The sequence below is a fragment of the Rhizobium sp. WYCCWR 11128 genome, from assembly GCF_013416305.1.
Taxonomy (GTDB): Bacteria; Pseudomonadota; Alphaproteobacteria; order Rhizobiales; family Rhizobiaceae; genus Rhizobium; species Rhizobium indicum.
Genome location: NZ_JACCEZ010000010.1, coordinates 164,544 through 184,058, shown reverse-complemented (window position 1 = coordinate 184,058; position 19,515 = coordinate 164,544). Strand labels below are relative to the sequence as shown.

Below are 19,515 nucleotides of genomic sequence, written 5' to 3'. Positions count from 1 at the left end.
GCCGTGTGCCTCAACTTTATGGCGACAGCCCCGTCTATTTGCCTTGCGTTAATACCGCGAGTTTAAATTCACCCCTCAGCACTGCAGGGGGACGTATGCCAGACAAAGTATTCCTAGAGACCTATCCGTTGTATCGGCCCTTGTCGATTAAGGTCCCAAAGACAATGGACCTGCTCGCAAAACCGTCAATCAAGATGAAATGCGAGATATGTCGCAACGACCAGACATTCCTGATGATATCCGAGTATAATTATGGACGCGGATATATCAACGTTCCCTGCCATAACGAAATCGTGCAGGCTAATTACGGTTGCGCAGGATGTAACCGGCAAATTCGCCATTTTGACATCCACATCAGCGAAGATCTAAGCAGCGTCACGAAGGTGGGTCAATTTCCCCCGTGGGACATCCAAGGAAATAAACAAGTCGAACGTCTACTTGGAGACCATCGTAGCTACCTTCGGAAGGGTCTCATCTGCGAGGGGCAGGGTTACGGGATCGGAGCGTTTGCCTACTATAGACGCATCGTTGAGGAGACCATCGACGGATTGTTGGATGAGATACCTCAGCTCTTAGGGGGAGCAGAACTTGAGCAGTTTAGCGATGCGCTTGCTAAGACGAAAACAACCCGCGTTACTGCAGAAAAGATTGAAATCATCAAAGACCTTATCCCGCCAGTATTGCGCCCGGACGGTATGAACCCTTTGCGCTTACTTCACGAAACCCTGAGTGAAGGTTTGCATGCGCAATCCGATAGCGATTGCATGGCAAATGCAGAAACCATCCGAGAGATCCTGACATTTCTCGCGAACCAGATTGCCGCAGCTGCAGAAGCTAAGAAATCCTTCACCTCGGGCATGAGAGCCCTACTCGAGAAGAAGTCAAAGCTATAGCCGCACACCTACTTTCAGGAGAAACCTCATGGATCCCAAAGCTTATCGCGAAGAGCAGCTGAAGGTCATCGGCGAGATCGAAGATAATCTCAAATTCATCACGGAAAACCCGGCCTTCCGCATCTCACAGAAGGGACCTGATGGAGAGGTAGATATCACCGCAGCTCACATCGATCGATGCAAGCGCCACCTCGATGTTATGAAGCGGGCCGTCGAGATTACAGATGCCAAGATAGCCGACCGAGACGCTGTTTCAGCGAGGAGCGGTGACCCCGGTGGGTACGGCAATGGTGGAACCGGAGACGGTCGCCGCTAATACCGATCTGTCCAATGGGCGCATTTCTTCCATCGTGCGGATTGCTGCTTATCCGCCTGGATCGGCGCTCTGCGCACCACCTGCCTTCTGATCGGCTGGACGGGCGGAGTTGAAAATGGGGTGCGATACCTTGGCGGCGCCACCCTGTATCCCGATCTCGTTCAGCGGGACGTTCTTGCCGTCGTCCACTAGAACAACGCGACAATGTTGGAGGCGGTGGTTCCGGTGAGCGCCACAATGGCCGCGTGAACCGGCAGGATCGTCCCGGCCGGAACGCTCTTGAAGATGACAGGATCTATATCCCGTCGCGTCGCGATGGCGACATCACCTGCCGTGCCGATATAGAGGGCGCGCGCACCTACAATGGCGCTATCATTCGGCGTCACCACTGCGGCCCGCGAGGCCGGGGCAATTGAAGGGTCCATTGCAGTCTCCATTCAGTATCGAAAACATTCGCCATAGCATCGTCACACGCTGCAGCTGTTAACTATCGTGTTAGAAATGAGTCCCATAAGTTGAAATACGGTCGACTTCTAGTCGCGCGAGTGGTTTACTAGAAGCTGTAAATCAGTTGAGGGGAATCAACCTATGAAGTTCTTCCAAATCGCTCTTGCAGCGACCGTATTCGCGTTGTCTGCAATCAGCTCTTTCGCCCACAGTGGCGGAACCGATGGGCAAGGCTGCCATACCAATCACAAGACCGGCGGCTATCACTGTCACTGAAACCGCCCTCCTGGGGGGCGGAGGGAACGCAATGGGAAATTTCCTGGGATTTCTGGTCGTGTTGGGCATCTTGGCAGGCTGGCTCAATCACCTTTACGTCTGCTTTACGGAACAGATGTGGGGGTTCCTGATAGCAGGGGCCATCTTCTTCCCAGTGGGGTAGTCCACGGCTGGGGTTTGTGGCTCGGATTTTGGTGAGATTGAGCGGCGCGTGTCCGACCTGCGCAAATCACGACTGTAGATAATCTATACCCGTTTCGTTGTAACGGCGCAAGAGTGGTCACGCGCTCTTGCGCCTGTCTCCACGGTTTTCATAGCCCCAATTGCGGGCCATTTCGTCGAGGCCATCCTTTAGATAATCTGCAAGCGTGGTGCGCTCCCGATGCGACTTGGCAAGCTCACCGATCGCATAGCCTTGGCCGGCGACCTTGCTCATGATGTCGTAGGCCCGAATGCCCAGAATTTCCCGGCATCGCTTCAGCTCCTGACCGGCGCGGATCTGCTGTTCCGTCAACGGCTCGCGAGATCCCCCGCCGTCGACCGGCTCGCGGCTATAGTCGAACGACCCCGCCCCTGCCCCGCCCATGGCCTCATAGAGCGCCCTGAAGCGCGTAGCCGCGGCAAGCTGCGCCTCGTTGATCTGCTTCCTTGCGGCAAGCGTGACGATTGCGCTCTCGCGGATGTTCATCTGCGCCTGGATCTTCACCGGGTTGGCTTCCACGCCCTGGTGAGCCTTGGAATAGAACGGGTTGTCGACGGTGACCTTTTCGACCTTGATCTTCGGCTGCCACTCCAGTCCGCTCTTCTGCTTGTTGCGCTTTTCAGACATATTCGTCCCTCGGATGGATTTCAAAATTCACCGCCAGTGGATTTTTGCCGATACTGCTGATGGTCGGCCTGCGCCGCCTTCCATAGCGGAGCAAAGCCATTCAGGGACCGATACCCCTCAGTCTCCGGCAGGTACTCCAGCGTCACGTCGCCCTTGCGGCCAGACCAGGAGAAGCGGGCTTTCTTCACCCAGACCACCGTTTCATGGAGATCTGGATCGGGGACATCGATGACAACGCCGTGGTCGGGTTTGTTGTACCAGGCTGCCGACCCCTCGATGTCGTACAGCGTCGGTGTTCTGGCCTCGCCGCCCTTTCCGAGTTCCTTCGTCGGATGAGCGACGACGATCGCCAGCACCCCGTATCTAAGCGCAAACTTACGGATCTGGCGGAGCGCCCGATTTATGTACTGCGTCTCGCTTTCACCCTTCGGCCGGTAATGCTCAACCTCGTTCCATGGATCGATGACAAGCACCCGGATCGAATGGCGCATGACGGCGTCCGCTGCGCGATCGAGGAGCCATTCCAGCGTCATGTCGTCATCAGCCTCTCCAGTTGGATCGGCATCGATGAAGACGAAGTGCTGCTGGATGAACACGTCTGCTTCCGCCACGTCGTCGCGGGTCCATTGCTTGGTGCCGAGCCCCGACGCAGCCAGCCGCAGCTTGAAGCGCAGCGCCGGCACCGTCGGGATTTCGAACGACGCAACGCCGACGCGCCAGCCGTGCTTGCGGGCGAGGTTGACGCAAAGGTTCATGGTCCACGTGGACTTGCCGTGGCCCGGAATACCGGTGACCACCATCAGCTCGCCCAGCCAGACGCGGAGATAGTCGTCGAGGTCCGGCCACCCTGTCGAATAGGTCACCGGCTCGTCGAGCTCCGGATAGTCGGAGAGCAGATAGATGCCCTTGACGGGATATGGCTTGGCTTCCGTGATGACGCGGACCACCGCGTCCGGTCCAAGCATCATCTTCACGTCGTTCAGGTCTTTGCAGCCCTCGGGATAGGTCACGAACGAGCATCGAGCGGCGCCGAGGCGTCGGACCAGCTCCGCTGCCAACCTACGCCCGGGAGGATCGTTGTCGACCGCCAGAATGAACCGCTTGATGCGTTTGATTCGATGACGGTTGTTGTAGACGAACTCGAATTTCCCGCGGCTGTCATCGTCGGGAATAGCATCGTCGAGCTGGTCCGGATCTTCGCCATCTCTGACCGGCGGCGCACCGTCCGGGACGCTGACCGTCGTGTGGAATCCGCAGTCAATCGCCGTCAGTCCATCAATCTCACCCTCGGTGATGATCAGCGCCTTATGCCCTTCCTCAAGCGCCGGATCGTCCATGCAGTCCGCATTCCAGAAGGTCTTCCGGCCGCCCCTCCGCTGCCAGAACTTCTTGCCTGGCGCCCGGTATTTCTCACCTACAGGCCGGCCGCCATCAATGAACGGAAAGACGACGATGTTGCCTGCAGCATCCGGTTCGACGGTAGTACTACCGTCGGCGCCAGTGACGGCCTTACCCGTATAGGCTCCGGAAAGAACGGCGACCTGAGGGTCGATCTGCCGGTTTTGGAATGCCAGTGCGCCCGCCGGGCCGAGAATGTTGGTCAAAGAAATCGCCTCCATGGAAGCCGCAATGGTGACAGTTGAACTGGACGCCTTCAGCATCGATCCGGACGGAGAGACAGGGCTCACGCTTGTTGCGCCGGTTCGACGAGCATTTCGGGCAGGTTGTTTTTTGGTTGCCGGCGGTCACCCGCCTAAGCTGGATGCCGTATTCGCGAAGGATCTGATCTATGGTTTTCATATTCGTGGATCAGCCCGCCGTTGGCCGCCTCCTCGATCGCGAACCGCTGCGGCAGTGCTGACGCGATCGACCGCCGCTCGTTCTTTTTTCGCCAAGGCGCCGCTGACAGCAGTGAACCACTTGTTGCCCTTGGTGCCCGCCCATTCGTCCAGCGCCCAAAGCTCCGCCTCAAGCGCGACATGCGGGAACGCCTTCCGCCACTGCTCCAGATTGGCTGCAGTGAGCCGGATAGACTGCGCTTCGAAGGCAAAATCCTGAGAAATCGAAGGGGCGGCGGCAACAACATCGTCAGATGTTGTTTTATCTTCTATTCCCTTCTCTTCCCTTCCCTTCCCTTCGTGCTCTGTTACAGGGCCAGTGACATTCTCTGTCACAACGTCTGTCACAGAAGACTGACGTTGAAGTTCTCGCGCCTCCCGAGCTGCCGCAGTACGCGATTTGTTCATGCGAAGTTTGCCGACAGCTTCTGTCGCAATCTCTATGACAGTGCTGTGCCAGACACGCCCATCACGTCGATCCCATCCCTTGAGGATCTCATCTTTCAGCTTTTCCCACTTTTCCGGGGAGCACATGGCAGCATCGGCCAAAACGTCGTCGTCGTCCTCGATGCTGCCGGCCGGGATCTCATGCCAGGCACGCATCCAGAGGTTCACCATGTAAAAGGCGATTTCGGGATTTCGCTTGCAGCGTAGCCATGCCTTCGACTTGCGAAGGCGCTCTATCTGCAGCGGCATGTAGGGCAGCCGTTGCACGTCAAGATCTTCGTTCATCGTGGCGTGATCCTCCTGAGTTGGGAGCCTTGTAAGCGGGGAAAGTCACGACATTCCGATGAAGGTCGACCGGTGTTGGCGCGGGATCGTCCGTGAAAAGGTCGCTGAACACGCGCCAGGCCAAAGCCGCGGCGCGCCCGTCCTGAAAGCTAAGGGAGCTATCGGCTCTGATCTTCGCCAGCCGGTAAGCTTCCCAGGCAGCGGTTTGCTCTTCGGTGGTCGACATCAGGCGGTCACCGTCCGAGACCGATTTTGGCTCCCTTTGACCCACTGCAGGAGTTCCAAGGGCCTTTGGCAGTCGCGAGGCCAGTTATCCGCGAACCACTCCATCACCTCATCGAACGATCTGGCCGTGAAGCTCGTGGTCGGGTCTGACAACCGCTTAAAAAAGGCCGCGTTGTTCTTGACGCGGCGCGCGACGGTGGTCATGCCGCAACGGGCGACCGCGGCGTAGGCCTCTGCCGTTGAGAGCAAAATAGCTCTGAGCTCGTCTTCCATCCGTTAACCCTGTTTGATGTTTCCTGCACCGATCGCTAACATGTATGATATTTCGCGCTCGTAAACAATCGCGAAATGAGGGATATTTCGGGAATGAAAGAAGATGTCGCAAGCAGAATCATGGCCCGCATGCATGAGCTGGGCAAAAATCCATCGTCGGTCGCACTTGAGGCGGGCTTGGGAAGGTCAGCCGTCCGCGATATCGTTACTCGGCGCGCTAGCCACCCGAGAATCGATACACTGGAGAAGCTGACCGGGCCTTTGGAGTGCACTCTCGACTATCTCACCGGGGCCACGGCAGATCCTCATCGAAACGGGCCTCATCGTCACCTTTGGTGGATGGACACGTTCATTGATCCGGATCCGATGGTTGCAGAGACAGGAGTGTTCAGGCCAGCGAAGGGTGTTTTCTTTGCGGATTTCTCGGCCGCGCCGGCTGACGAGGATTTAGCAACTGCAAGCCATGTCGGATACCGCGATCCGCGAATAGCCGATTGGCGGGTAGAGCTTTGCCGCGTGGGCGACAACTCTATGCGAGAAATTAATATCGTAAAGGGCGATATCGTGACGGTTGCACGCCCATCGGATGACGAGGAAATCCCCCTTTCATCTGGTCTGATCGTCCTCGCAAAACAACACCTCTCATCGCCCTCGATCGAGGAAATCAGCATACGGCAGGTCTCAATAAGCAAGGACATAATATCCCTTATCAGCCGCGGCGGGGAAGAGTTTGCCCCAATCACTTTCGACTCATATGCGACGGAGCGAGAGAGCGCGCTTTTGCCGAACGTGTATTTCAACCACCCTAACTCAACCGAGATACTCGGCGTTGTTGTTCGCGTTTCCCGTGATTTGCCAATAAGCCCGGCTATGCGTGATATTTCATACAAATGATTTGACGCGTGAAATTTCACGCACTAGAGTGCCCTCTTAGATCGAGAGGGCACCCATGGAACCACCCACTGTCAAAACCCTGCCCATACAGCAGCCTTCAGGCGCTGGCCTAAAACCCGAACCACAAGTTTATTCCTGTGGTTCGTCTTTTGGGATTTCTGGAAGCGAATTGCCGAGAAACTCAAGCAATTTCGTCATTACGACCGTGTCGTCTTCGTGGGAGAAAAATCGTTCCACGTCCTCAAGGTATTTCGCGTATTCGTGCACCTCTCCCTTATCGGGGAGGGTCCTTGCCTGCACCAGCAACGGCGTCAGAGTCGCCAGTATTTTGACTTGTTGGGTTAGGCGGGAAACAAGCTCCCTTCGAAACAGCGCCTTAGCTTCGTCAGTGCTATCAGCCTTGTCAAGAGCCTCCAAGACTCGACGCTTGGTTGCCTCGTGTGCCTCAGACGCGCTGACTATCGCTGGCAGCAGCCTATCGATCGTTACATCAGCTCGCAGCCCCAGTTGGCAAAGTCGACGAATTGCCTCGCCTCTCGATCGTATGCGACGCTTAAAGCTCCAATCGTCGATTCTTTCTAGCTCAGACGGCGACATCATGATCGGGATTCGCTGGTCTTTGAGTTCAGCGTCGGGGTTCTTTTTTCTAGCCATATCGGTGTTTTACACACCTTGAATAACTTGCACAACTTTTCGCTTGCGACGTAAGCGAATTAACCTTAATAATTATGTTGTGCAACTTATTCAACATGGGCAGGAGAAAGCGGTGAAGGATAAGGAGCACAAAGACCAGCGTATCCCCCTGATGGCGGAACCGAGTTTGGTAGACGAGATCGACACATACCGGTTCACCAATCGGATCGGCACGCGAGCCGAAGCGGTTCGTCACTTGATCAGACTCGGGCTGGAAAATGAAAACGGCGACCTAACGAGGCTGGAACCTCGATGATCGCCGAATTCGAAAGACTACCGCCTGGAAGCGGAAATCAACGTCCACACCTTTGGAGATTTGGACATGGGAAGTCATAGCACAAGAAGTGCGGCGTCTTCAATCGCTCTTACCGCCCGTAAAATCCACCTGATGGTGGCCGTGGCAGACAGCGCGCTTGAACTCGACGCCTACGAAGCGAACGCGAGCACCAAGAAGCAGCTGCTCCGCGAGGCCTACGCCGACTGGAAGTCAACGCACGGGCTCGCCCGCGTCGATCGCGACAGCGACGAGTGGAAAGCGATGATGAGTAACACGAACGCCGCCTATCAGAACCTCGTCTACGCCAAGAAGAACGAGGCCAACGCGCGCCGCCGTCTAAAGACCGCGGTCCGCAACTTCCGGAACTGCAACTAACCAGCGACCGGCGCAAATTCGCGCCGATCTCCCAAACATCACTGGAGATACCATCATGCCGCACACGAAAACGGCCGCTGGCGAAGCTATGCCGAAAGTACTGCCTACAGACGCCCAGATCATCGGCGCCTTCAGAGACCTCGAGCACGAGATTTGCTGCCTCAACCATATGGCCGACATCCTCGGCGACCTTCTCGACGATCAACTGGTCCCAATGGAAACCAGAGGCAACGACGCGCTGATGATCATGCTGACCAAACACCAGCTTGAAACACTGAGCTTTGCCTGGAACGACGTCTCCTTCCGGGCGCAGCGGGTCCGAGATGCATTTTATGCCGCCGGCGAAGGGGAGACGATCCGATGAAGACGAATGAAACCCTTGAGCCGAACGACCTAGTTTATGAGCTTACCGACCTTGAACGGCTTCTAGATACTATCCGCAACCTGCTGGTCGAGGACGTCGACTACAGGCTTCCTGATGGGGCGCGAAATATCCCGCTTGATCGCGTCAGCAGCCTTGTCAACATCGCGCATTTCCATGTCGCGCATCTTGCCAAGGGCATCAACCACTTTGACGTTCCAGGCTCCTACGTGTCTCGGCGAGAACTGGAGGAGCGCGCCAATGCTTAAGTCCCCGCACCATGCGATCGACCTTTCTTTCATGCGGCTGAAGTCCAAAGCGGAAGGCGGTGGTGTAGATCATTGGAACGTGACGGCAGCCGGCCCGTATTCCGAGCCAAACAATTATACGCACGACTGCGATACCGGCCGCCAGGTCGCAGAAGAATTCCTGAAATACATCGGCAAGCATCCCACCAACGGGAACGCCACCCTGCTTGGCTGCATCACGCTTGAGATGATTCAGAAGCAGGTACCGAAGGGCCTGGTGCTCGGATTTATGTCGGCGGTCAACGATTATGCGATGACCGTCGCTCGCATAGTCGCGGGCAGCGCGACTTCAAGCGGCCAGCCGAGTCCTTCGATCACACAGGCCATTCAGGCCTGGCGCGAGGCCGACACGAAGTTTAGCAACGAGTTGGCGCAGGATGCTCGGAGCGACCACGACGAGCTCTGGCAAGCGAAGGAAGACGCTGAGACGGCAATGCTGAAAGAGCCGTGCCGTTCACTCGACGACATCCGAGCGAAAGCAGAAATCGCACTGCGCGACGAAAACGTCTTCGACAGCATCGCCAACTGCACGATCGGCAGCGAACACGCATTGCGGGTCTTTCTCCGGTCGCTGCTCGGCGAAGAGCCAGAGCCTGTGGATAGTGGGGGGAACTAGCCGATGGCGGCAGAAAGCCCCCTCATAGAACTGGTCAAGTCGCTCGCCAGGAGGCGCGCGCGGCTTGACGCAGTCCCACCAAAGCCCGCTAATGAGAACCTCTCAGAGGAAAAGCAGGCCACAAAACAATGAAACGCGCGGTGATCTACGCTCGCTACTCGACCGATTTGCAAAACGACAAGTCGGTCGAGGATCAATTCAGGCTGTGCCGTGAGTACGCGGCGCGGCTGGACGCCAGCGTCGGCAATGAATATTCCGACCGGGCCAAATCTGGCGCATCGATGTTCGGACGGCCCGGCCTTGCGGATATGATGACTGCCGCCGAGCGCGGCGACTTCGAAATTCTCATCACCGAATCCACGGACCGCGTATCGCGCGATATTGCCGACCTGGCGCATGTCCATAAGGTTCTGAAGTTCCGCAACATCGAAATGCAATGCGTCAACGGCGGCCTCATGGATACCGTTCAGATCGGCATGTACGGCATCGTCGGACAGATGCAGCGCGAGGAAGGCGCCCGCAAGGTGAAGCGTGGCATGATGGGTGTAGTTCGCTCAGGGCGCAACGCTGGCGGAAAGGCCTACGGATACCGGCCGGTGAACGGAAGAAAGGGCGAGCTCGAAATCGTCGAGGCCGAAGCCGAAGTCGTGCGTCGGATCTACGACATGTATGCCGCCGGCAGCTCGCCGCGCTCGATCGCCGCCGCCTTAAACGCAGCCGGCATTCCGGCGCCGCGCGGAAAGCAATGGAACGCATCGACCATCAACGGGAACGGTCAGCGGGGGAACGGCATCCTTCGAAACCCGCTGTATGCCGGCAAGATCGTCTGGAACCGCGTCCACATGGTGAAAGACCCCTCGACCGGTCGCCGCATTTCGCGCGTGAACGCCGATGATGCCATTGAGGCGATCGATGCGCCACACCTCCGCATCATCGACGAGCAGCTACTCGAGGAGGTCAAGTACCGTAAGGAATCGAGAGGTGGCGCACATGCCAAGCATGTTCAGAAGAACAAGCGCCTGTTATCCGGACTTTTAAGATGCAGTGAATGCGACGGCAGCCTCGTCATCACTGGCGCCGATCGAAGCGGGCCGCGCGTGGTCTGCAGCACCCACAAGGAATCTGGAAGCTGTTCAAACAACGCCCGCTACTATGTCGAAAAGATAGAGCGCGATGTGATTGACCGGCTGCGGACGATGTTCGCCGACACGTCGATCATTGACGCGTATGTCGAGGAATACAGAGCCGAGAGCAAGCGGATTGCCATGGACCGGCGGAATAGCCGCGGTGCGAAGGAAACAGCGCTGGTAGACGTGCAGGGACAGATAACGAGGATCGTCGAGCAAGTTTCGAAAGGAACCATCGATGAGGACGATGTCCTGGCGATCCTCCCCGGGCTGAAGGCGGAAAGGTCTCGCCTAAAAGCGGAACTGGCGGCGGAAGAGCCGCTGACGAACGTTATCGAGATCAAGCCGAGGGCAGTAATCAAGTTCAGGGAAGATATTGAAAGCCTGGCTGAGATCCTGAAGGATCGACAGGCGGAGCCTACGCCGGAGATGGCGAAAGCTTTTCGTGAGGTGGTTTCGGGCGTTGTTGTCTATCCGCGCGCGCCAGGCGAGGCATACGAGTATGAAATCAAGGGTTTGCTGTCAGGAATAGCCGGACCGGAACTGTCGGCTGTTGTAGTGGTAGCGGAGGAGGGATTTGAACCCCCGACACAAGGATTATGATTCCTCTGCTCTGACCTACTGAGCTACTCCGCCACTGGTCAACGACACCCGCTCGCGAAGCGATGCCGGTTCGTGGGATGAGCGGCTTATAAGGTGCGCTTCGGCTTTGTGTCAAGCGCATGATCGAGAAAAAGGGTGGGCTTTACCGCCTCCTGTTTCCGATCGGTTTCAGGCGGCGACGGGGCTGGCCAAAAGGGCCTTCAGGCAGGCTTCCGCCGAAGGTTCACGCTCGGAGCGTTCGATGAAACCGCCGCCGAAGACGCGGGCGTTGTCGCCGGGCGCGGAATAAAGCGCGCAGGCCTGGCCGGGCGCGATACCCGCCTCGCCGACCGTCAGGTCGACATAGGTGCCTGTTGCATCGATATGCAGGACGGCGGGCGCCGGCGCCCTTGTCGAGCGGACCTTGGCGTAACAGGCAAAGCCCTTGCCGGCGGCGGCTTCCGCAAGCGTCTCGTCACCCAGCCAGTTGACGTCACGCAGGTAGACGCGGTGCGTTTCCAGCGCCTCTTTTGGCCCGACGATGACCCGGCGCGAGCGAGCATCGAGAAAGACGACGTAGAGCGGCTCGCCGGTGGCGATGCCGATGCCGCGGCGCTGGCCGATCGTGAAATGCAGGATGCCCTCATGGGTGCCGAGCACGCGCCCATCAAGATGGACGATCTCGCCGGCGAGCGCCGCATTCGGCTTCAGCTTGGTGATGACGTCGGAATATTTGCCCTGCGGCACGAAGCAGATGTCTTGGCTGTCGGCCTTCTTGGCAACGACGAGGCCCATCTCTTCGGCGAGCCTGCGGGTCTCGGCCTTCGGCAGGCCGCCCAGGGGAAAGCGGAGATAATCGATCTGTTCCTGCGTCGTGGCGAAGAGGAAATAGCTTTGGTCGCGGTCGGCATCGGCCGGGCGGAAAAGCGCGCGGCGGCCGGGATTGTCCGGCGAAGGATTCCGTCCCGAGCGGATATAATGGCCGGTCGCCAGCGCATCGGCGCCAAGCTCCTTGGCGGTCGCCAGAAGATCGGCGAATTTGACGGTCTGGTTGCAGGAAACGCAAGGGATCGGCGTTTCGCCCGCCACATAGCTTTCGGCGAATGGGTTGATCACCGTCTCACGAAAGCGCTTTTCGTAATCGAGCACGTAATGCGGAATGCCGAGCGTTTCGCAGACGCGGCGCGCGTCGTCGATATCCTGGCCGGCGCAACAGGAGCCCGCGCGGTGAACGGCGGCGCCATGATCGTAAAGCTGCAGCGTGATGCCGAGCACATCATAACCCTGCTGTTTGAGAAGGCCGGCGACGACGGATGAATCGACGCCGCCCGACATGGCGACGACGACGCGGGTCTCTTCCGGCTTCTTGTCAAAATCCAGTGTGTTCAACGATGGTGCCAATTCTGCGCAGTCACGATCCGCCCTTGCGCTGCAATTGCGGCGGATTGCTGATCTCCGGCGGGATCGGCCGCCGTCTCTCGATGAGGCACCGATATAGAAAGGATTGTCCTTGGGCGCAAGGGGCAGCCTTCGGGCGCCGATATTTCGCATTCCCGCCTGAAGAGAAGGCGCAGCCGAAGCCGCGCCTTGGAGCGGGGGGTGCGGCTCAAGTGCCGATCAGCTTGTTGCAGGCGAATGCGATGCCCGGATTGGCGATAATGGCGGTTACGAGCGCCAGTCCGATCATCGATAATGAATAGCGTTTCATAGACATCCTCCTTTCCAGCCCACGACAATTATGCCGCTTCTGCCGGCTTTCTCAAAATGACGAATGCTTGATGGCATCCGGCGAATACCTTTCCCTGGACGCCACTGCCAGCTGTCGCTTAAGCGACTCTATCTGCGTGACGAAGCGGCCTTCAGCGCGCGGCCGTGGATCAACGCCTCTGCCTCGTGCTGCGGCATCGGCCGGCCGATCAGATAGCCCTGCACCTCACTGAAACCTTCGGCACGCAGCTTCTGCAACTGCTCTTCCGTCTCGATCCCTTCGGCCAGCGTCGTCGCGTTGAAGCCGGAGCCGATGCCAACGACGGCACGCACGATGGCGAGATTGCCCGCATCCGTCTCGATGCCCGAAACGAAGCTGCGGTCGAGCTTGATCTTGTCGAAGGGGAAGGATCGGAGATAGCTCAGCGACGAATAACCGGTGCCGAAATCGTCGATGGCGATGCGGAGGCCGAGCTCCTTCAATGCGCGCAGCCGCGGCAAGCTTTGGTCGGCGTCGGTCAGGAATACGGATTCGGTGATTTCGATTTCAAGCCGGTCGGCATTGAGGCCCGTCTCGTCGAGCGCCGCGACCACGGTCGAAAGCAGGCTCGCATGCCGAAACTGGCTGACGGAGAGATTGACGGCGATCCTCAGATGGGCGGGCCAGCCGGCGGCCGCGCGGCAAGCTTCCCGGATCACCCAGTCGCCGATCGGCACGATAAGGCCGGTTTCCTCGGCGAGCGGAATGAATTCCATCGGCGCCACCAGACCGCGCTTAGGATGGCGCCAGCGGATCAGCGCTTCGAAGCCAGCGATGCCGTCATTGTCGAGCTGCACGATCGGCTGGTAATGCAGCTCGAACTGGCGCTTCTCCAGCGCTTCCCACAGCTCGGCGGTCATCACGTGCCGGCGTTCAGCGGCAAGCCGCATCTCCGTCTCGTAGAAACGATAGGTCGAGCGTCCGCTCTCCTTGGCGGCATAGAGCGCCAGATCCGCATGCCGCATCAACACATCCGCGTCGCCGGCATGGTCGGGCGCCAAGGCGATGCCGATACTGCAGGTGACATGCTCCCGGGCGCCGTCGAGATCGAAGGCATGGCTCAGCGCCTTGAGCAGCCGCTGCGCAAAACGGCCGGCCCGTTCCGGCTCGTCGAGTTCCAGCACGACGGCGAATTCGTCGCCGCCGAGACGGGCGACGAGATCGCCCTCCTCCGCCAGCTGAAGCAGCCGCTCCGACACTTGGCAAAGCAGCGCATCGCCGGCGGCATGTCCCTTGCTGTCGTTGATATGCTTGAAATGATCGACATCGATATAAAGCAGCGCGATCGGGCTGTCGGCGGTCGCCTCGACCGCCCGCTGGTTGATGTGCCTGGAAAACGCCGCCCGGTTCGGCAGGCCGGTGAGCGAATCGTGCATGGCGAGATGGGCAAGCTTTGCCTCGACGGTCCGCTCCTCCGTCACGTCCTGCGAGATGCCGAGCAGATAACGCGGGGCATGGCCCTCGGGCGTCGGCAGGGCGCGTTTGACGGTGCGCAAGAGGCGCGGCGCCCCATCGGCGCGCAGCATCGTCTCCTCAAAGCTGATCGTCGCATTGGCTTCGAAGGCCCGGCGATCCTGCTCGCGAAAGGCGTCTGTCTGACTGGGGGGAAACAGCGCCCGGTCGGTTCGGCCGACCACGTCCTCCGCCTTCATGCCGACGATGTCGCCGCAGGCCTCGTTGAAGAGAACGTAAAGCCCGTCCGCTTCCATGTCCTTGACGAAGACGCCGACCGGCAGGTTGTCGACGATGCTGTCGAGAAGCGAGCGCGTATCGCTCATCTGGCGTCTGGCGGCGTTGACCTCGCTGCGATCCTGCACGATCGCCAGGATTGCGGCCCGGTCCTCGAAACGCACTTCTCGGCCATAGGTCAGCACTTCGAAGGTCTCGCCGCTCGCCTTGAGGTGAACCCAGCGTTCCGCCTTTTCCATGTCGGTACGGCCGCTGACGGCGTCGATCATCCGCTCCCGCTCATGCTCGGGACGGATATCCAGAACCGTCATGCGCCGGTACTCGTCCGCCCCATAGCCGTAAAGTGCTGCTGCCGCCTCGTTGACGATGAGAAAGCGCAGCGATATCGGATCATAGACCCACATCGGCGACGGATGCGTTGCAAACAATGACCGGAAGTCGTCGTTCGGTGCTTCGGTCTGCTCGGGCTTCTGCAAGGGGGCCATCGAAATTCGCGTGCGGTTGATGCCGATGACACGGATATACTGGGAAAAGTTAAATAAAATCAGAATCATACTCAGGGTTAAACTTTAGGCTTTCGCCTTCAGAATGTGCAAAAACGGCGGTTTGCCATCGCGATCTCGGTCCTCGATAAAATATTTGAGGCACCGTGGAACAATTCCCTCGATCGTGCGTTCTTGGGCATCGAAGTCGCAATCGAATTGCTGAGGAGGGTTTCATGGGCAGGTTCGGCACGACGACGGATTACAGCAGGATCAGACACTGGATCGAGGAGCGCGGCGGCCATCCCGCCCGGATCAAGAACGCACCGGACAGCGAAACCGTCCGCGTCGATTTTTCCTCTGAAACGCAGGAAGAGATTTCCTGGGACGAATTCTTCCAGGGTCTCGACGGCAGCAGGCTCGCCTTCCTCCACCGCACCAAGGCTGAAGACGATGTCGCCCGTTTCGGCAAAATCCTTCGTCGGAAACGCCGGCACCACTAAATTCACTGGTTCCTGACACGGAAAAAACCCGGCGCCGTTTCCCGCGCCGGGTTTTTCGTTCTTCCTTGATCGAGATTCCAGAGAAGGAAACTCAGTCGATATTGAAGGTCAGCGGCTTTGCCTGGCGAACCGCCTGGTGGGCGGTCAACTCAGCAAGTACGGCGTCATCAACCTTGCCGTCGACATAGAGCAGCGCGATGGCGTCGCCGCCCTGCTTGTCACGGCCGAGCTGGAAGTTGGCGATGTTGACGCCGGCAGCACCAAGCGTCGTGCCGATAAAGCCGATCATGCCGGGGACGTCGGTATTGGTGATATAGATCATGTGCGAGCCGACATCGGCATCGAGGTTGATGCCCTTGATCTGGATGAAGCGCGGCTTGCCATCCGAAAACACCGTGCCGGCAACCGAGCGCGTCATGCTTTCCGTCGTCACCGTCAGCTTGATATAGCCGTCGAAGACACCGGTTTTGTCGCGCTTGACCTCGGAAAGCACGACACCCTTTTCCTTGACCATGATCGGCGCCGAAACCATGTTGACGTCGGCGACCTGCGGACGGATGAGGCCGGCGAGCACAGCGCTCGTCAGCGCCCGCGTATTCATGTTGGCGGTGATGCCGTCATAGAGGATTTCGATTTCCTTGATCGGCTCTTCGGTGACCTGGCCGACGAAGGCGCCGAGAACGTCGGCAAGACGGATGAAGGGCTTCAGGATCGGCGCTTCCTCAGCCGTGATCGACGGCATGTTGATGGCGTTGGAGACCGCACCATTGACGAGGTAATCCGCCATCTGTTCGGCCACCTGCAAAGCGACGTTCTCCTGAGCCTCGGTCGTCGAGGCGCCGAGATGCGGCGTGCAGACGACGTTCGGCAGGCCGAAGAGCGGGCTTTCCTTGGCGGGCTCGACCTCGAACACGTCGAAGGCTGCACCCGCGACATGGCCCGACTTGATGGCCTCGGCAAGCGCTGCCTCATCGACCAGGCCGCCGCGGGCGCAGTTGATAATGCGCACGCCGGGCTTAGTCTTTGCCAGCGCTTCCTTGTTGAGGATGCCGCGCGTCTTGTCGGTCATCGGCACATGCAGCGTGATGAAGTCGGCGCGGGCGAAAAGCTCTTCCAGCTCGACCTTGGTGACGCCCATCTCTTCGGCGCGCTCCTTGGAGAGGAACGGATCGTAGGCGACGACGTGCATCTTCAGGCCGATGGCCCGGGCGCAGACGATCGAACCGATATTGCCGGCGCCGATGACGCCGAGCGTCTTGCCGGTGATCTCGACGCCCATGAATTTCGACTTCTCCCACTTGCCGGCCTGCGTCGAGGTATCGGCTGCCGGAAGCTGGCGGGCGACGGCGAACATCAGTGCGATCGCGTGTTCGGCCGTCGTGATCGAGTTACCGAAGGGCGTGTTCATCACGATGATGCCGCGGCGCGAGGCGGCCGGGATATCGACATTGTCGACGCCGATGCCGGCACGGCCGACGACCTTGAGGTTCGTCGCCCCCTCGATAATCTTTTCCGTCACCTTGGTGGCGGAGCGGATGGCCAGGCCATCATACTTGCCGATGACTTCGAGCAGACGGTCTTTGTCCTTGCCGAGCTGCGGTTCGAAATCGACTTCGACGCCGCGGTCGCGGAAGATCTGGACGGCGGTTTCCGACAATTCGTCGGATACGAGAACGCGAGGTGCCATGAGGGCCTCCTTCAAAAGTGTTCAGCGATGAATGAATCAAGAATGCTAGGCTCCGCCCTATGGCGGAGCCGAATGCGATCACCTCAGGCGGCGGCCTGATTAAGCTGCGCCTTCTGCGTTTCGAAGGCCCAGGAAAGCCAGGGCATTAGCTTCTGCATGTCGGATGCCTCGATCGTGGCGCCGGCCCAGATGCGCAGGCCGGACGGCGCGTCGCGGTAGTGGCCGACGTCATAAGCGACACCTTCTTTTTCCAGGAGGCCGACCAGGCCCTTGGCGAAATTCGCCTGGCCGTCGTCGTCAAGGGTTGCGATGTCCTTGTCGACGATCTTCAGGCAGACGGAGGTGTTGGAGGCCGTTTCCGCCTTGACGGCGAGATTGGCGATCCAGTCGTTCGCCGCGACGAAATCGTGGATGACCTTGGCATTGGCGTCGGCACGCGCGATCAGCCCCTTGAGGCCGCCGAGCCCCTTGGCCCAGACAAGCGCATCGATATAGTCCTCAACGCAGAGCATCGACGGCGTGTTGATCGTCTCACCCTGGAAGATGCCTTCCGTCAGCTTGCCGCCCGAGGTCATGCGGAAGATCTTCGGCAGCGGCCAGGCCGGCGTGTAGGTGACCAGACGCTCGACGGCGCGCGGCGAAAGAATGATGACGCCGTGTGCGCCCTCCCCGCCCAGAACCTTCTGCCAGGAGAAGGTAACGACGTCGAGCTTGGCGAAATCGAGTTCCTGTGCGAAAGCGGCCGAGGTGGCGTCGCAGATCGTCAGGCCCTTGCGGTCGGCCGGGATGAAAGCGGCGTTCGGCACGCGCACGCCCGAGGTGGTGCCGTTCCAGGTGAAGACGACATCACGGTCGAAATCGACGGCGGAGAGATCGGGAAGCTCGCCGTAGCCGGCTTCGAGCTTGCGCACATCCTTGAGCTTCAGCTGCTTGACGACATCGGTGACCCAGCCGGCGCCGAAGCTTTCCCAGGCGAGCATATCGACGCCACGTTCGCCAAGCAGCGACCAGAGCGCCATTTCGACGGCGCCGGTGTCGGACGCCGGAACGATGCCGATGCGGTAATCCGCCGGCACTTCGAGAATTTCACGGGTAAGGTCGATGGCCTGCTTGAGCTTGGCCTTGCCGACCTTCGCGCGGTGCGAACGGCCAAGGGCCGCGTCGGAAAGGGCTTCGAGCGACCAACCGGGGCGCTTCGAGCAGGGGCCAGAAGAAAAATGGGTATTGTGCGGACGGATGTCCGGCTTTGCGGTCTTCGCCATGATGCTATCCTCTCAGATAGAAAGCCCTTCGTTGGGGAAGGGTGTCCCGCCGCCGTGTGTATGGATCCGGCGCGTCATAGTCAAGATCGAAGTGTCGCGGGCGGAACATATTTTGACGCAGGGCGGTAGGGCCGCAATACGAAAAGCCGCCCGGTTGGGGGCGGCTTTCAAATGTCTGGGAATTGGACTTACTTGTAGACAGGCTGCTGCAGCGGGATTTCCGGCGGCGGTTCGTAGCTCGCCTGGGCGCAGCCGCCGAAGAGATAGCGGGCACCGACGCGGGCTTCGTGAACGCTGAGACCCTTGTCGCGGCCCGGGCCGCCATTGTCGGCATAGCCGAACATGTTGCCGCCGTCGATATGCAGGTAGCGATAGCCGACATCGGCCTTGACGTTGCAGGTCACGTCGATCGAAGCGCCGGCCATGAGGGCGTAGGTAAAGCGCCAGTTGCCCTTGCCGCCATGGGTGACCTGGTCGTCGCAGAAGCTGCCGTCATCGGCGCAGGCGACGTTGCGCAGGTTCTTCCACTTCACGTAAGAACCACCGATACCGGCGCCGACATAAGGCGTGACGTAGCCGTAGGTGCCGAGATCGACATAGGCATTGGCGAGCAGCGTATAGGCTGTCAGCGAAGAGCGGTCGCTCGAGGTGCAGTCCACCAGCGGAAAGCCGCACTGCCCAACCGTCGAGCCCTTGAAATCTGCCTGGGTGAGATAGTCGAAGGTCAGATCGGTGCGCAGATAGCTGTTGATCTGATAACCGACACCGCCGCCGACCGTCCATGCGTCGTCCAGGTCGGCGTCGTCGAAATCGACCTCCGTGGCGTTGCTGCCCTGGAAATAGCGGGCGCCGCGCAGATCGGTGAAGGCATAGCCGACATCGCCGCGCAGGTACCAGCCGGTCGCTTCGGTGACCGTCACCTCAGGCGGCTGCTCAGGGATAGGCTCGGCAGGGGCGAAGTCCGCGGAATAGGCGTTTGTCGCGATCAACAATGCGGCGAGGATGCCGGACAAGCTTCTTTTCATGGATCCCACTCCAAAATCTCGTTGCGTCGGCAGGCTCAATCGCCGCCAATCTGGTACG

The 19,515-nt window shown here is 59.2% G+C and carries 22 protein-coding genes and 1 tRNA gene; 11 read left to right on the top strand and 12 right to left on the bottom strand.

The window, feature by feature from the left end:
* The first annotated feature begins 95 nt into the window (after window positions 1–95).
* Together HX898_RS26220 and HX898_RS26215 are read left to right on the top strand one after the other, a co-directional pair.
* Entirely contained in the window at window positions 96–893 is a 798-nt protein-coding gene (locus tag HX898_RS26220; protein ID WP_180196201.1) for a hypothetical protein, read from the top strand.
* A 28-nt stretch (window positions 894–921) separates the two neighbouring features.
* Window positions 922–1,209 carry a hypothetical protein gene (locus HX898_RS26215; RefSeq protein ID WP_180196200.1) on the top strand — a complete coding sequence of 96 codons (288 nt, stop codon included), beginning with the start codon at window positions 922–924 and terminating at the stop codon, window positions 1,207–1,209.
* Between the two features lie 188 nt (window positions 1,210–1,397).
* Here HX898_RS26215 and HX898_RS26210 read toward each other — a convergent pair whose 3' ends face one another.
* Entirely contained in the window at window positions 1,398–1,634 is a 237-nt protein-coding gene (locus HX898_RS26210; RefSeq protein WP_180196199.1) for a hypothetical protein, read from the bottom strand.
* 163 nt (window positions 1,635–1,797) lie between these two features.
* Between HX898_RS26210 and HX898_RS33570 the strand changes: the two genes are divergently transcribed.
* Window positions 1,798–1,932: a YHYH domain-containing protein gene (locus HX898_RS33570; RefSeq protein ID WP_180196198.1), complete on the top strand. Its 135-nt coding sequence runs from the start codon at window positions 1,798–1,800 to the stop codon at window positions 1,930–1,932.
* Between the two features lie 280 nt (window positions 1,933–2,212).
* Here HX898_RS33570 and HX898_RS26200 read toward each other — a convergent pair whose 3' ends face one another.
* The 4 genes from HX898_RS26200 to HX898_RS26185 form a co-directional block, all read right to left on the bottom strand.
* Window positions 2,213–2,761, bottom strand: a complete 549-nt coding sequence (locus HX898_RS26200) for a hypothetical protein (RefSeq protein WP_180196197.1) — start codon at window positions 2,759–2,761, stop codon at window positions 2,213–2,215.
* A 20-nt stretch (window positions 2,762–2,781) separates the two neighbouring features.
* Entirely contained in the window at window positions 2,782–4,365 is a 1,584-nt protein-coding gene (locus tag HX898_RS26195; protein WP_246697992.1) for a bifunctional DNA primase/helicase, read from the bottom strand.
* A 192-nt stretch (window positions 4,366–4,557) separates the two neighbouring features.
* On the bottom strand, window positions 4,558–5,331 hold the full coding sequence (locus HX898_RS26190) for a DUF1376 domain-containing protein (RefSeq protein WP_180196195.1): 774 nt from the start codon (window positions 5,329–5,331) through the stop codon (window positions 4,558–4,560).
* A 225-nt stretch (window positions 5,332–5,556) separates the two neighbouring features.
* Complete coding sequence (locus HX898_RS26185; protein ID WP_180196194.1) at window positions 5,557–5,829, bottom strand: hypothetical protein; 273 nt, start codon at window positions 5,827–5,829, stop codon at window positions 5,557–5,559.
* A gap of 93 nt (window positions 5,830–5,922) precedes the next feature.
* On the opposite strand from HX898_RS26185, the gene HX898_RS26180 reads away from it, so the two are divergent.
* The gene (locus tag HX898_RS26180) at window positions 5,923–6,723 is read left to right on the top strand and encodes a helix-turn-helix transcriptional regulator (RefSeq protein WP_180196193.1); all 801 of its coding nucleotides are present in this window, start codon (window positions 5,923–5,925) and stop codon (window positions 6,721–6,723) included.
* A 129-nt stretch (window positions 6,724–6,852) separates the two neighbouring features.
* Here the strand turns inward: HX898_RS26180 and HX898_RS26175 are convergent, their stop codons facing one another.
* Entirely contained in the window at window positions 6,853–7,377 is a 525-nt protein-coding gene (locus HX898_RS26175) for a hypothetical protein (RefSeq protein WP_180196192.1), read from the bottom strand.
* 112 nt (window positions 7,378–7,489) lie between these two features.
* Here HX898_RS26175 and HX898_RS26170 point away from each other — a divergent pair, with 112 nt between their 5' ends.
* The 6 genes from HX898_RS26170 to HX898_RS26145 all read left to right on the top strand — a co-directional run bounded on the left by HX898_RS26170 (window position 7,490) and on the right by HX898_RS26145 (window position 11,083).
* Window positions 7,490–7,672, top strand: coding sequence for a hypothetical protein (locus HX898_RS26170; RefSeq protein WP_180196132.1), 183 nt, complete (start codon window positions 7,490–7,492; stop codon window positions 7,670–7,672).
* Between the two features lie 66 nt (window positions 7,673–7,738).
* Window positions 7,739–8,068 carry a hypothetical protein gene (locus HX898_RS26165; RefSeq protein WP_180196191.1) on the top strand — a complete coding sequence of 110 codons (330 nt, stop codon included), beginning with the start codon at window positions 7,739–7,741 and terminating at the stop codon, window positions 8,066–8,068.
* A 55-nt stretch (window positions 8,069–8,123) separates the two neighbouring features.
* Window positions 8,124–8,432, top strand: coding sequence for a hypothetical protein (locus HX898_RS26160; protein WP_180196190.1), 309 nt, complete (start codon window positions 8,124–8,126; stop codon window positions 8,430–8,432).
* Window positions 8,429–8,698, top strand: a complete 270-nt coding sequence (locus HX898_RS26155) for a hypothetical protein (RefSeq protein WP_180196189.1) — start codon at window positions 8,429–8,431, stop codon at window positions 8,696–8,698. The genes HX898_RS26160 and HX898_RS26155 overlap by 4 nt, the downstream gene beginning before the upstream one ends.
* The gene (locus HX898_RS26150; protein ID WP_180196188.1) at window positions 8,691–9,353 is read left to right on the top strand and encodes a hypothetical protein; all 663 of its coding nucleotides are present in this window, start codon (window positions 8,691–8,693) and stop codon (window positions 9,351–9,353) included. The genes HX898_RS26155 and HX898_RS26150 overlap by 8 nt, the downstream gene beginning before the upstream one ends.
* Window positions 9,354–9,481: 128 nt before the next feature.
* Window positions 9,482–11,083, top strand: a complete 1,602-nt coding sequence (locus HX898_RS26145) for a recombinase family protein (protein WP_180196239.1) — start codon at window positions 9,482–9,484, stop codon at window positions 11,081–11,083.
* Here the strand turns inward: HX898_RS26145 and HX898_RS26140 are convergent.
* The 3 genes from HX898_RS26140 to HX898_RS26130 all read right to left on the bottom strand — a co-directional run bounded on the left by HX898_RS26140 (window position 11,040) and on the right by HX898_RS26130 (window position 15,052).
* Window positions 11,040–11,116 (bottom strand) — tRNA-Met (locus tag HX898_RS26140). The two genes, HX898_RS26145 and HX898_RS26140, sit on opposite strands and share 44 nt — an antisense overlap.
* Window positions 11,117–11,251: 135 nt before the next feature.
* Window positions 11,252–12,451: a tRNA 2-thiouridine(34) synthase MnmA gene (gene mnmA / locus HX898_RS26135; RefSeq protein WP_138390901.1), complete on the bottom strand. Its 1,200-nt coding sequence runs from the start codon at window positions 12,449–12,451 to the stop codon at window positions 11,252–11,254.
* 447 nt (window positions 12,452–12,898) lie between these two features.
* A complete protein-coding gene (locus HX898_RS26130) occupies window positions 12,899–15,052 on the bottom strand; it encodes a bifunctional diguanylate cyclase/phosphodiesterase (RefSeq protein WP_180196187.1) in 2,154 nt (717 codons plus the stop codon).
* 164 nt (window positions 15,053–15,216) lie between these two features.
* Here HX898_RS26130 and HX898_RS26125 point away from each other — a divergent pair, with 164 nt between their 5' ends.
* Window positions 15,217–15,483, top strand: coding sequence for a hypothetical protein (locus tag HX898_RS26125; protein ID WP_011653392.1), 267 nt, complete (start codon window positions 15,217–15,219; stop codon window positions 15,481–15,483).
* Window positions 15,484–15,574: 91 nt separating this feature from the next.
* On the opposite strand, the gene serA is transcribed toward HX898_RS26125, so the two are convergent.
* The 3 genes from serA to HX898_RS26110 form a co-directional block, all read right to left on the bottom strand.
* Entirely contained in the window at window positions 15,575–17,170 is a 1,596-nt protein-coding gene (serA, locus tag HX898_RS26120; RefSeq protein ID WP_180196186.1) for a phosphoglycerate dehydrogenase, read from the bottom strand.
* Between the two features lie 83 nt (window positions 17,171–17,253).
* Window positions 17,254–18,432, bottom strand: coding sequence for a phosphoserine transaminase (locus tag HX898_RS26115; protein WP_180196185.1), 1,179 nt, complete (start codon window positions 18,430–18,432; stop codon window positions 17,254–17,256).
* A 188-nt stretch (window positions 18,433–18,620) separates the two neighbouring features.
* On the bottom strand, window positions 18,621–19,457 hold the full coding sequence (locus HX898_RS26110) for an outer membrane protein (protein WP_180196184.1): 837 nt from the start codon (window positions 19,455–19,457) through the stop codon (window positions 18,621–18,623).
* Window positions 19,458–19,515 lie beyond the last annotated feature (58 nt).

Bases quoted from the DNA above. Each gene is read 5' to 3' on its own strand.
- HX898_RS26220 (WP_180196201.1), top strand. From the start codon at position 96: ATGCCAGACAAAGTATTCCTAGAGACCTATCCGTTGTATCGGCCCTTG.
- HX898_RS26215 (WP_180196200.1), top strand. From the start codon at position 922: ATGGATCCCAAAGCTTATCGCGAAGAGCAGCTGAAGGTCATCGGCGAG.
- HX898_RS26210 (WP_180196199.1), bottom strand. From the start codon at position 1,634: ATGGACCCTTCAATTGCCCCGGCCTCGCGGGCCGCAGTGGTGACGCCG.
- HX898_RS33570 (WP_180196198.1), top strand. From the start codon at position 1,798: ATGAAGTTCTTCCAAATCGCTCTTGCAGCGACCGTATTCGCGTTGTCT.
- HX898_RS26200 (WP_180196197.1), bottom strand. From the start codon at position 2,761: ATGTCTGAAAAGCGCAACAAGCAGAAGAGCGGACTGGAGTGGCAGCCG.
- HX898_RS26190 (WP_180196195.1), bottom strand. From the start codon at position 5,331: ATGAACGAAGATCTTGACGTGCAACGGCTGCCCTACATGCCGCTGCAG.
- HX898_RS26185 (WP_180196194.1), bottom strand. From the start codon at position 5,829: ATGGAAGACGAGCTCAGAGCTATTTTGCTCTCAACGGCAGAGGCCTAC.
- HX898_RS26180 (WP_180196193.1), top strand. From the start codon at position 5,923: ATGAAAGAAGATGTCGCAAGCAGAATCATGGCCCGCATGCATGAGCTG.
- HX898_RS26175 (WP_180196192.1), bottom strand. From the start codon at position 7,377: ATGGCTAGAAAAAAGAACCCCGACGCTGAACTCAAAGACCAGCGAATC.
- HX898_RS26165 (WP_180196191.1), top strand. From the start codon at position 7,739: ATGGGAAGTCATAGCACAAGAAGTGCGGCGTCTTCAATCGCTCTTACC.
- HX898_RS26160 (WP_180196190.1), top strand. From the start codon at position 8,124: ATGCCGCACACGAAAACGGCCGCTGGCGAAGCTATGCCGAAAGTACTG.
- HX898_RS26155 (WP_180196189.1), top strand. From the start codon at position 8,429: ATGAAGACGAATGAAACCCTTGAGCCGAACGACCTAGTTTATGAGCTT.
- HX898_RS26150 (WP_180196188.1), top strand. From the start codon at position 8,691: ATGCTTAAGTCCCCGCACCATGCGATCGACCTTTCTTTCATGCGGCTG.
- HX898_RS26145 (WP_180196239.1), top strand. From the start codon at position 9,482: ATGAAACGCGCGGTGATCTACGCTCGCTACTCGACCGATTTGCAAAAC.
- HX898_RS26130 (WP_180196187.1), bottom strand. From the start codon at position 15,052: ATGATTCTGATTTTATTTAACTTTTCCCAGTATATCCGTGTCATCGGC.
- HX898_RS26125 (WP_011653392.1), top strand. From the start codon at position 15,217: ATGGGCAGGTTCGGCACGACGACGGATTACAGCAGGATCAGACACTGG.
- serA (WP_180196186.1), bottom strand. From the start codon at position 17,170: ATGGCACCTCGCGTTCTCGTATCCGACGAATTGTCGGAAACCGCCGTC.
- HX898_RS26115 (WP_180196185.1), bottom strand. From the start codon at position 18,432: ATGGCGAAGACCGCAAAGCCGGACATCCGTCCGCACAATACCCATTTT.
- HX898_RS26110 (WP_180196184.1), bottom strand. From the start codon at position 19,457: ATGAAAAGAAGCTTGTCCGGCATCCTCGCCGCATTGTTGATCGCGACA.